The organism is Paenirhizobium selenitireducens ATCC BAA-1503, assembly GCF_900492185.1.
Taxonomy (GTDB): Bacteria; Pseudomonadota; Alphaproteobacteria; order Rhizobiales; family Rhizobiaceae; genus Allorhizobium; species Allorhizobium selenitireducens_A.
In genome coordinates this window covers 1-10,091 of sequence record NZ_UEYP01000033.1, presented here as the reverse complement: position 1 = coordinate 10,091, position 10,091 = coordinate 1, and the positions used below count along the sequence as shown (strand labels likewise).

The 10,091-nt window shown below is 60.2% G+C and carries 11 protein-coding genes and 1 pseudogene; 9 read left to right on the top strand and 3 right to left on the bottom strand.

The genetic code is table 11. The annotated features are described in order from the left end of the window. A partial coding sequence (ftsH, locus tag RHIZ70P_RS22350; protein WP_147294053.1) for an ATP-dependent zinc metalloprotease FtsH occupies nt 1-1,365 on the bottom strand: 1,365 nt, incomplete at its 3' end. 14 nt (nt 1,366-1,379) lie between these two features. Next, nucleotides 1,380-1,742: a MarR family winged helix-turn-helix transcriptional regulator gene (locus tag RHIZ70P_RS22345; RefSeq protein WP_115672767.1), complete on the bottom strand. Its 363-nt coding sequence runs from the start codon at nt 1,740-1,742 to the stop codon at nt 1,380-1,382. A 256-nt stretch (nt 1,743-1,998) separates the two neighbouring features. Between RHIZ70P_RS22345 and RHIZ70P_RS22340 the strand changes: the two genes are divergently transcribed. The 7 genes from RHIZ70P_RS22340 to RHIZ70P_RS22310 all read left to right on the top strand — a co-directional run bounded on the left by RHIZ70P_RS22340 (nt 1,999) and on the right by RHIZ70P_RS22310 (nt 7,518). Then, the gene (locus RHIZ70P_RS22340) at nt 1,999-2,370 is read left to right on the top strand and encodes an Hsp20/alpha crystallin family protein (RefSeq protein WP_235842319.1); all 372 of its coding nucleotides are present in this window, start codon (nt 1,999-2,001) and stop codon (nt 2,368-2,370) included. Nucleotides 2,371-2,384: 14 nt separating this feature from the next. Further along, complete coding sequence (locus RHIZ70P_RS22335) at nt 2,385-2,783, top strand: Hsp20/alpha crystallin family protein (RefSeq protein ID WP_115672763.1); 399 nt, start codon at nt 2,385-2,387, stop codon at nt 2,781-2,783. A gap of 19 nt (nt 2,784-2,802) precedes the next feature. Then, nucleotides 2,803-3,294 carry an Hsp20/alpha crystallin family protein gene (locus RHIZ70P_RS22330; RefSeq protein WP_115672761.1) on the top strand — a complete coding sequence of 164 codons (492 nt, stop codon included), beginning with the start codon at nt 2,803-2,805 and terminating at the stop codon, nt 3,292-3,294. 114 nt (nt 3,295-3,408) lie between these two features. Then, entirely contained in the window at nt 3,409-3,900 is a 492-nt protein-coding gene (locus tag RHIZ70P_RS22325) for a phosphate-starvation-inducible PsiE family protein (RefSeq protein ID WP_115672759.1), read from the top strand. Next, complete coding sequence (locus RHIZ70P_RS22320; RefSeq protein WP_115672757.1) at nt 3,897-5,015, top strand: S1C family serine protease; 1,119 nt, start codon at nt 3,897-3,899, stop codon at nt 5,013-5,015. Before RHIZ70P_RS22325 ends, RHIZ70P_RS22320 begins: the two co-directional genes overlap by 4 nt. Before the next feature lie 9 nt (nt 5,016-5,024). Next, a complete protein-coding gene (locus RHIZ70P_RS22315) occupies nt 5,025-5,969 on the top strand; it encodes a zinc metalloprotease HtpX (RefSeq protein ID WP_115672756.1) in 945 nt (314 codons plus the stop codon). Nucleotides 5,970-6,939: 970 nt separating this feature from the next. Next, complete coding sequence (locus tag RHIZ70P_RS22310; protein ID WP_115672755.1) at nt 6,940-7,518, top strand: carboxymuconolactone decarboxylase family protein; 579 nt, start codon at nt 6,940-6,942, stop codon at nt 7,516-7,518. A 106-nt stretch (nt 7,519-7,624) separates the two neighbouring features. Here the strand turns inward: RHIZ70P_RS22310 and RHIZ70P_RS23520 are convergent. Next, nucleotides 7,625-8,682 (bottom strand): annotated as a pseudogene (locus RHIZ70P_RS23520) (LacI family DNA-binding transcriptional regulator). A 56-nt stretch (nt 8,683-8,738) separates the two neighbouring features. On the opposite strand from RHIZ70P_RS23520, the gene RHIZ70P_RS22300 reads away from it, so the two are divergent. Together RHIZ70P_RS22300 and RHIZ70P_RS22295 are read left to right on the top strand one after the other, a co-directional pair. Then, nucleotides 8,739-9,932 carry a phytanoyl-CoA dioxygenase family protein gene (locus RHIZ70P_RS22300; protein ID WP_115672754.1) on the top strand — a complete coding sequence of 398 codons (1,194 nt, stop codon included), beginning with the start codon at nt 8,739-8,741 and terminating at the stop codon, nt 9,930-9,932. Next, nucleotides 9,929-10,091, top strand: a 163-nt coding sequence (locus RHIZ70P_RS22295; protein ID WP_115672769.1) for an SDR family NAD(P)-dependent oxidoreductase, incomplete at its 3' end; no start/stop codon positions are given. The genes RHIZ70P_RS22300 and RHIZ70P_RS22295, both read left to right, overlap by 4 nt.

Below are 10,091 nucleotides of genomic sequence, written 5' to 3'. Positions count from 1 at the left end.
GCGCTGGATAGTGTAGCCGAGCGCGCCAATTCCGCGCGGGATGATCGAGACCTTGTGCACCGGGTCCACCCCCGGCAGAGCCATCGCCATAAGCGCGTGCCCCATCTCGTGGTGCGCCACGATCTCGCGCTCGCGCGGGTTCAGAACGCGGTTCTTCTTTTCCAACCCGGCGATGATGCGCTCCACGGCATTGTTGAAGTCGTCCATCGCCACCGCATCGGCCTTGCGGCGCGTGGCGAGCAATGCTGCCTCGTTGACGAGATTGGCAAGATCGGCGCCCGAGAAGCCGGGCGTGAGCGCTGCGACCTTCTCGGCATCGACGTCCGGGGCGAGCTTCACCTTCTTCATGTGAACGCCAAGAATCTGCACACGTCCCTTCTTATCCGGCCGATCCACCAACACCTGCCGGTCAAAGCGTCCGGCCCGCAACAGCGCCGGATCGAGAATCTCCGGGCGATTCGTGGCCGCAAGCAGCACGATGCCCACCGAAGGGTCGAAGCCGTCGAGCTCGGTCAGAAGCTGGTTCAGCGTCTGCTCACGCTCATCGTGGCCGCCAGCGACCTGGCCGGAGGAGCGCGCCCGCCCGAGAGCGTCGAGTTCGTCGATGAAGATAATCGCCGGCGCGGATTTCCGAGCCTGCTCGAAGAGGTCGCGCACCCGCGCGGCACCGACGCCCACGAACATCTCGACGAACTCTGATCCCGAGATCGAAAAGAAGGTCACGCCGGCCTCACCCGCCACCGCGCGCGCCAGCAGCGTCTTGCCGGTGCCCGGCGGCCCAACGAGCAATATGCCTTTGGGGATATGTGCGCCCAGCTTTCCGTATTCGGCCGGGTTCTTGAGGAACTCCACGACCTCCTCGAGCTCGGCCTTGGCCTCGTCCACACCGGCCACGTCGGCGAAGCTGACGCCGGTTTCTTTTTCCATGTAAACCTTGGCCTTGCTGCGGCCGACCTGCATGAACCCGCCGAAGCCCTGCTTGTCGGCGAACTTGCGGAACAGCAGCATCCAGATTCCGAAGAAGATAAGCGCTGGCGCCACCCAGGAAATCAGCGTGCCGAGAAAAGTGTTTTGCGGAACGCCAGTGATCTCGATACCTGACCGGTCTATCCGTTCCAGAATTGCGGGATTCACTACGGTCGTCACGAACTGCTTCTTGCCGTCGACCGGTTCGGCGAAGGTGCCTGTGATCGTGTCTGACCCGACCGCGACAAAGGAAATTTTCCCGTCAGCGAGATACTTCTCGAACTGGCTGTAGCTGATCGGCGCGACGGATTGCCAGCCGGCGATCAGGTTCTGGATGAAAAGCACGGCTATGAAAGCCACCACCCAGTACCAGATGTTGTATTCGGTCTTCCTTTCCATGCCGCTTGTCCCTTTCACTGCCGCCCGAGCCGCGCCTTGATCCGCTCAAGCAGCGCCAGCAGGGCGCGCCTTTCGTCTGCCGACAGATCCTGCAAGATTTCATGTTCGAGCGCCGATTGCCGCGGCGCGAGTTCCTCCAGCATCGCCCGGGCCTTCGACGTTGCCGTGACGATCTGCGCCCGCCTGTCGTCGGGCGAGGGCGACCGCTCGACCCAGCCGNCGATGGTCAGCCCAGGCGCATCCTCGACATGCGCCGCCGCCATCCAGGACAGGCGGGTCAGGCCGCTGCCGCGGATGTCTTGGTCGATCCGCTGCTGGATGAGCTGCGCGACCCGGTGGATCGTCGTCCCGATCAGCGCGATGTCCGAAGAGATCATGGTTATCCTTCCGCCGATTGCATGGTACACAGGAGAAACCGCCCCCCATCCAAAACGCAATGCACCCATCATACATGCTTGCATACTAAATGGAACGGCCTATCTTGATAGGCGTTCTCCGAACCCACATCCGGCCGGCGCCGTTGCCCGGTCCCTCCATGCCGACGGTTCGGGGGTATCGATCAGCAACAGGAGGCCAGCAATGCTCTACCCGACATATCTGCGCCGCAGCGATCCCTTTGCGCTGATGCGCTCCATGATGCGCGATCTCGACCGCGGTTTCTGGCCGCCGTCCCGCGCGGCGTTCCCGGCGGTAAATGTCTGGCAAGGCCCTGAGGCCGTTGCAGTCACCGCTGAACTTCCCGGCATCGAACCGGGCGACATTGAAATTTCGGTCAAGGACAACGTCCTGACGCTGTCGGGCGAACGCAAGGCGCCCGAGGTTCCCGGCGGTGCGCGCTGGCACCACAACGAACGCGTTTACGGCGGGTTTTCCCGCGCGATCCGGCTGCCGTTCGTGGCCTCGGATGACAAGGTCGAGGCGAGGATGGCGAACGGCGTATTGTGGATCGTTATCTCGCGGCCCGAGGAAACGAAGCCGAAGAAAATCGAGATCAAGGCAGCCTGAGAGGAGCTGGAACGATGAGCACCGACATCACGCAAGCCGCCGAAAAGACGCCGACCGACTCGCCCGAGACCACCGGCGGCGGACGCATCTACCGCCCGTTGACCGATATCGTCGAGACCGATCAGGGTGTCTCCATGATGCTTGAAATGCCTGGGGTCGCCGCCGATGCGGTCGAAATCACGCTCGAAAATCGTGTGTTGACGATCCGCGGCAAGGTTGAACCGGTGCGGCCGGAAAACCTCGAACTTGCCTATGCCGAATATGGCGAGGGCGATTTCGAGCGTGCCTTCACGCTTTCCGAGGACATCGACCCCGACAGGATCGAAGCCGAGATGCGTGGAGGTGTCCTGACCCTGACGCTCCCCCGAGCCCCTGAAGCGCAGCCGAAAAGGATCGCCGTCAAGGGCGTCTGAAAACCTAAGGAGACCAATCATGCAAATTAAAGACCTCATTCCCTGGGCGCGCAAGGACAGCACGCCAGATGCGAAGAGCAGCGAAGACAACCCGATCGCGACGCTCCAGCGCGAAATGAACCATGTGTTCGAGAACTTTTGGAACCGGGTCGGTCAGTTCGAATGGCCCTGGGGCAGCGGCGAAGCCAAATCCGACATGGTCGAGACCGACAACGCGATCGAAGTGTCGATCGAGCTGCCGGGCATGGAGATGAAGGACATCGAGGTGACGGTCAACGATGACATGTTGACTGTGAAGGGGGAGAAGAAGATCGAGCGCCAGGTGGAGAAGAAGGGGTATTACCTGTCCGAGCGCAGCTACGGCGCAATCTACCGGACAATTCCGCTCCCTCCCGGTGTGGATGGCGAAAAGGCGCAGGCATCCTTCAAGAACGGGGTTCTGACGATCAAGCTGCCCCAGACACCCGAGGCGCAGGCGAAGATCAAGCGCATCGATGTCAAGAACGGCTGATTTGCCACATTGGGTGTTGCCGGTTTGCGGCGTCCGCTCAGCTCCGTTTGATATCACGCCGTCTGGTGAGCCCCGGGGAGCCTGTTTCTCCGGGGCGGCTTTCGAGGGGGAACGATGAAAGACCTGAAACGATCCGGGCTAACCCGTGAACAATGGTCGGCGATGACGCTCTACGAGAAGTTCGAACAGGTCGTCATTTTCGTCCTCAGCGCCATCATTGCGGTTATCGTCGTGGCGTCGGTTTGGGCGCTGATGCGCGAGGTCGTGAACCGGTTGGTCTTGGGAGCGTTCGACACGCTCGATTACGCCACCTTCCAGGTGGTGTTCGGAATGATCTTCACCGTTGTAATTGCGCTCGAGTTCAAGCGCTCCCTTCTTGTGGCGACCGAACGCAGCTTCGGCATTCTCCAGGTCCGCACGATCGTGCTGATCGCGCTCCTCGCGATCGCGCGCAAATTTATCATCCTCGACCTTGGCGAGACGGAGCCAGCCAAGATTGCCGCCCTCGCGGGCGCGGCTCTTGCGCTCGGAGCAGTCCACTGGCTGGTGCGCGATCAGGACCGGCGCAAAGAGCCCGGTGCTAAAAATGCCGAAGGCGATCAATGAGCCCAAGCGTTTTCATCCGACTTGTTTCAGCAACCTCTGCCGCGCTCCTTATCATAATCGTGTGGCAGAGCTTTCCTATCATTCAGGGCATTGTGCTGGGTCGGTTTTCCGAACCGCGCGCCGTGGTTCCGCGCGGCGACTTGGCGGCGTTCGAACAAAGCACCATCACGGTATTCAACGCCACTCGAGACAGTGTCATCTTCATCACGATGGCCGAGCGTGTAGTCGATCCCTGGACCCGGAATGCTTATGACGTTCCGCGCGGAAACGGTTCAGGATTCGTCTGGGACGAACTCGGTCATGTGGTGACGAACAATCATGTTATCGCCGGCGCGAGCCGGGCAGTCGTCAGGCTGGCTGATGGCCGTGCCTTCTCCGCGCGCCTGGTGGGGCGCGCCCCCGAGCACGATCTGGCAGTCTTGCATATCGGCGTAGGTTCTGACCGGCCACCGCCAATCCCCATCGGCACCAGCAACGAGTTGCGTGTCGGTCAGAGCGTGTTCGCCATCGGCAATCCGTTTGGCCTGGACTGGACGATGACGACCGGAATTGTCTCGGCTCTCGGCCGCGAATTGCCGGGAGAAGGCAGTCTCCCGATACGGGGCTTGATCCAGACGGACGCGGCAATCAACCCCGGAAATTCCGGTGGCCCTCTGATCGATAGCGCGGGGCGTCTGATCGGCGTCAACACGGCGATTTTCAGTCCATCCGGCGGCAGTGCGGGAATCGGCTTTGCGGTGCCCGTCGATACGGTCAATCGGGTGGTGCCACAGCTCATCGCTCGCGGCAACTATGCACCACCACGACTCGGCATCTTATTCGATCCCAGGGTCGACGCGATGCTCGCGCAGGATAGCACCTCAGGCGTCCCGGTCCTCGGAGTCGATCCTGACGGCCCCGCTGCCCGTGCGGGACTGGTGCCCGCCCGTATTGGCGGCGATGGGCTCATTGTAGTCGGCGACCGGATAATCGGCCTTGGAGCGACTAGAGTTGATGACGCGGCTGACCTGATCATGGCGCTCGAAGCGCATCGCCCCGGGGATCAGGCTGAATTGCACATCCGGCGCGGCGATCAGCGCAAGAGCCTCAAGATCACACTCGGCGGAACACGATAGGAGCCGGAAATGCCCACTGTCTCGACGAGGCATCGATTTATCAATCTCGTCCAATCCGCGCTCTTGCTTGGCCTTATGGCGATGATCGCCTGGGCATCCATGACAGCCGTCGTGGGCGCGGAGGTCGGGCTGCTGCTTGCTTTCGGAATGGTTGCGGGTCTGATTTTTGCGCCCAATCTGCCGCAAGACTTCTTGCTGTCCGCATATCAGGCAGAGCGCATAACGGGACGTGATGCGCCCGGCCTTGTCGCAGGAATAGCGGAACTTGCGCGACGTGCCGATTTGCCGCGCGCGCCGAAGCTCTATCGCGTATCGAGCCCATTGCCGAACGCCTTCGCGATGGGCAGTCCAGAAGACAGTACAATCTGCGTCACCGATGGACTGCTTAAACTCCTCGATGGCCGCGAACTCGTCGGTGTCCTGGCTCACGAAGTTGGCCACATCGCAAACCGCGACCTGTGGATCATGGGATTGGCAGATGTGATGTCACGGTTGGTTTCTCTGGCGAGTTGGCTTGGACAGTTCCTGCTGCTCCTCAACCTACCTCTTATTTTCGCGGGCGAGGTCTATGTTCCGTGGCATATCGTGGCGCTTCTCATCTTCGCGCCCACCTTGATGGCGCTCGTGCAGCTCGGCCTGTCGCGCACCCGCGAGTATGACGCAGATCGCGCGGCGGCGGAGCTGACCGGCGACCCGGAGGGTCTCATGAGAGCGCTGAGCAAACTCGAACGCCGTGTCGGAAGGTTCTGGGAGGAAATTTTTCTCCCCGGCCGACGCATTCCCGTGCCGTCCCTCTTGCGAACGCATCCAAGCACAGAAAGCCGGATCGTCAGGCTGCGTGAACTCACCGCCCTAGCAACACCTCACTATCCGGCAATCTCCGACATGTCTTATAAACCGCGGCTGCCCTCGTTCTTGCCGCCCAAATTCCATCGATATGGAATTTATTGGTAGAAAGCTTTGATCCGCGCGTGTTTCACCGGAGCATTTCCACCGCCACTATCTTGCGGCAGAGCATGCGCGATAGCTCACGACAATGATCTTGCAGCTTCGTCACTCGCTAATTGAAGGCGGCTGGCCTGCCTTACGGCTGTAGAGCCTCACCTGCGCAATAGCCCGCACCGCCGGCAAAGCTGATTTAGCGGAACGTCGTGACGTTGAGTGGCACAAGACACCATCTCGCCTCGCTCGAAACGGGCCTGTCGCAAACGTTTCAGTAGAGTGGTCTGCCCCCTGAAAAGTGATCCTTCATGAAGTATGGCTTATGCGCCTCAGAAGGACATTGAAATGGCAGCGAAAAGACACAAGGCGGAAGAGATCGTCACGAAGCTACACCACGTCCTGGGACGCGATCGGAAATGCTTGGGCAAGCAAACCGGAAGTTCTCTTTGTATGTCGGCTCGCTGCGGGATTGGTTCAACTGCTCTTCGGACTGCACGCATCCTGCGTGTGATCCATGTGGAGTACTGCCCAACGGCCGGTTTTGCGCGACCATTGACCAAGAGCGGACAGTCCGTTCACGGCCCCCTTGCGGAAATCTTCTTCGCAAGGGGCGGAACCCGGTCTATCTGGCCGGATGTTTGAATGTCGCCTCTCGCGTTATCTCACCCCGACATCGGACATACAGCTTGCGGCCCCATTTCAGACATTCCAGATAAGCCAGATGCTTGATCTGCATTGTTTATCTGCTGGCTTTCATCCGAAGCTATGACAGGTCGACGATTCGAATCCCTTTAAGAGCGAGGGTGTGACCGCGCTGCATACACGCTCATTTTTCGCCTTCTGGGAAGCCGCCACGGGTCCCGGGAAGCATTAGAAGCGGTTCAATATTGGTCGGCCGATTGGACTGCTTTCTACCATCTCTTCTCATAACGACACTTCCAAGGCATCATGAGGCCAGGCCACAGCAACCTGGGAGGTTAACGTGTTTCTGAAAACCATAGAGCCATCTGAAGCCGAGGGCGAAGTGGCGGCGATTTACGCCAATGAAGTGGCTTCCATGGGGCGCGTGATGCAAGCCACGCAGTGCTGGTCGGCAAGACCGGACATACTCGCTCCGGTCGAGCACTTGTTACACCAGATCAGGGATGGCTTTTCTCTGGGCCTCGTCAACTTCCGGCTCATCACGCTGGTGACGGCCAAGCTTGTACCGTCCAGCTATTGCTCCCACGTTTACTTCAAGGCGCTGTCTAGCGTGATCGGTAGAGATAAGACGCTGGCCGTATATCGAGACTATCGCAATGCCGGGCTCACGGAGCCGGAAATTGCCATGCTGGCTTACGCAGAGCAGATTACGATCAATGCCTCCCTCATTGGGCAGGCCGACATTGATCGCCTTCGGGAGTTGGGGTTCACTGACGTGAACATCGCTGATATCGCTCTCGCAGCCTCGTTTCGCAATTTTCTCAGTCGGTATTTCGATGCCGTTGGGGCGGAGGCGGAGCCGGACTTTCTTGACGACGATCCTGCTATACGAGCTGAACTATCTAGAGCGCGCCAATAGTTTGCATGCCTGCTTAATACCTCTTCATTGGTTGCCTTTGAGCGGAAACTCTCCGCAGTCTGACCGGAACGTGCTTCACGCAGGCGAGTGAGAAGATCGTTCTGTTTCAGAACACCTCATATGGCGTGGCGATCGCCACGCGTGACGGTGCTACCTGGAAATCTTTCGGGAGCATGCGGTGATGTGCCATGACCATCTGACAGGCGCTGCGAGCATCCTGGCGCAGGTCGTGGTGGATAACAAAGGTGAGGTGGCCCTCCGCCAAAAGCGGGCGATTGTCGGCATCGAGATCGTGAGCGGCGAAGACGTCAATCGGTCTCTTTTCCTCTGCAAAGGCTCTGAGTATCGCCCGGTTGCCGCCGCCGATCGAATAGACCGCGCGGATCGCGGGATCGTCAACAAGCGCCGCCTTCACCAGCCTTTCCGTGGTGCGGTCGACACCAAATCCCTCTGAGATCGTCACGATGCCAAGATGCGGCGCGTCCATTTGAAGGGCGTCACAAAAACCATGATGACGTTCTTCCTCGCCTGAGAAGCGAGCGCTCGACAGAGTAACGAGTACTTTACCTGTCGTTGGCCCGGCCATCCGGGCGAGCATATAGGCGGCTGTGGCACCGGCGACGCGATTGTTCATCCCGACATAACCGTGGCGGGCGTCAGCGGGCAGGTCGGTCACAAGCGTAACGACCGGGATCCCGCATTCCATCAATTCGGTCGCCGCGTCCGCGATCGCTGGTGTCGAGGGCACCAGACGACGACACCGTGGCTGCCACGCCGGCGGATGCTTTTGAGGATGGCGAGGAGATTGCGCTCCGCGATGGTCTCGGCCACGTGAAAGCGAGCCGACAGCGAAGCTGGCCGCAGACCAGGCAGTTCAGCCTCGAAGGCTGCGCGTACCGCGTTCGAAAATCGCTGCGGTGTTTCCATCACCACGTCGATCACGAGGCGTCGCCCGCCGATGCGTGCCTCTGCGTATTGCCGCTCCAATTCCGCAATCGCCGCCTCGATCTTCAACGCTGTGGCGCGGGCGACATGTGCACGGCCATGCAGGGCCCGATCGACAGTCGCGAGGCTGAGGCCCGATTGCAGGGCAATATCCTTGAGCGGGAAGGGCGGGCGCATGGTGTATGCCTTGAGGTGATTTTGAGGTGATGGCCAGCTCATTTCTTCCAGTGCACTTGGGTATGGTCAAGTCCGGAGAGATACATCGGAGGAACACCATGGATACGCAGACCCTGACCAGCCGCCGCCGCCAGAAAGTCTGGCTCGACAAGGAGAGCGGTAAAATCGACGCCTTCAAGGAGTTGGTGGCACAGGCCACGAATCCGCATGAGTGGCCGCTCGCCTCTGGTGTCGTGAAGAACGTCTTAATCTATGACGGATCAAGGGTGCGCGAGATTGCCCGCGACCCGGATGCTCGGCTTGAATTGATGGCGGAATGGGTCGAGGCCTTCTCGACCGGGCCCGGTGTCATCGTCATCAAACGGGCGATTGCCGATCTCTCTGTCATCGACCGCGCAACCGAGGTGTTCAACGCCATCGTCAAGGCGGAAAAGGCAGGCGGCAAGGCCGCTGCTGACCATTTCGCAAAGCCCGGCGCTAATGATCGCATCTGGAACTCGCTGCAGAAACACGCGCTCGCAGACCCTGAGAATTTCGCACGCTATTATGCCTCCGAGGCGATCGCTATGGCCTCGGAAGCCTGGCTCGGCCGGGGTTACCAGATGACTGCACAGATGAACCGGGTGAACCCTGGCGGCAAGGCGCAGGTGCCGCATCGCGACTATCACCTCGGCTTCATGTCGCCAGAGCAGATGCAGGGCTATCCTGGCCATATCCATGCGATCTCGCCGGTGCTTACCCTGCAGGGTGCGGTTGCGCATTGTGACATGCCGGTTGAAAGCGGGCCGACGCTGTTTCTGCCGTATTCGCAGAGCTTCTTTGAGGGATACCTTGCCTTCGGACGTCCGGAATTCCAGGCCGTATTTGCCGAACACCATGTGCAATTGCCGCTCGCCAAAGGAGACGCCGTGTTCTTCAACCCGGCGCTGATGCATGGCGCCGGCAATAACGTCTCCAAGGACATCTGGCGCATGGCGAACCTTCTGCAGGTCTCTTCTGCCTTTGGTCGCGCGATGGAAAGCGTTGATCGAGATGCTATGTGCAAGGCCGTCTATCCGGCGCTACTGGCTGCCCGGTCATCGGGATCGCTCACCTCTTCCCAAGTCGCCAATGCGATCGCCGCGACCGCGGAGGGCTATGCCTTCCCGACCAATCTCGATAGTGACCCGCCAGTTGGTGGACTCGCCCCAAAAACGCAGAACACGATGATGACGGAAGCGCTCGAGGCAGGAATGGATCCAGACGCCTTCGCAGCGATGGTCGAGATGCTGGCAGTCAAGCGAAGGGCATGAGGCATAGTGTGGGCAGACTGGATGGAAAGATTGCCGTCGTCACCGGCGGCACGCAGGGGCTGGGCGCGGAAGTCGCGCGGCTTTTTGCGGAGCGCGGAGCAAAGGGCCTGGTCATCTGTGGCCGCAGCCGCGAGAAAGGCGAAGCCAAAGCGTATGAGA

What these genes read in the sequence shown, in the direction of transcription:
- RHIZ70P_RS22340 (WP_235842319.1), top strand. Translation starts at nt 1,999, where the DNA reads ATGATGCGCGATCTCGACCGCGGTTTCTGGCCGCCGTCCCGCGCGGCG.
- RHIZ70P_RS22335 (WP_115672763.1), top strand. Translation starts at nt 2,385, where the DNA reads ATGAGCACCGACATCACGCAAGCCGCCGAAAAGACGCCGACCGACTCG.
- RHIZ70P_RS22330 (WP_115672761.1), top strand. Translation starts at nt 2,803, where the DNA reads ATGCAAATTAAAGACCTCATTCCCTGGGCGCGCAAGGACAGCACGCCA.
- RHIZ70P_RS22325 (WP_115672759.1), top strand. Translation starts at nt 3,409, where the DNA reads ATGAAAGACCTGAAACGATCCGGGCTAACCCGTGAACAATGGTCGGCG.
- RHIZ70P_RS22320 (WP_115672757.1), top strand. Translation starts at nt 3,897, where the DNA reads ATGAGCCCAAGCGTTTTCATCCGACTTGTTTCAGCAACCTCTGCCGCG.
- RHIZ70P_RS22315 (WP_115672756.1), top strand. Translation starts at nt 5,025, where the DNA reads ATGCCCACTGTCTCGACGAGGCATCGATTTATCAATCTCGTCCAATCC.
- RHIZ70P_RS22300 (WP_115672754.1), top strand. Translation starts at nt 8,739, where the DNA reads ATGGATACGCAGACCCTGACCAGCCGCCGCCGCCAGAAAGTCTGGCTC.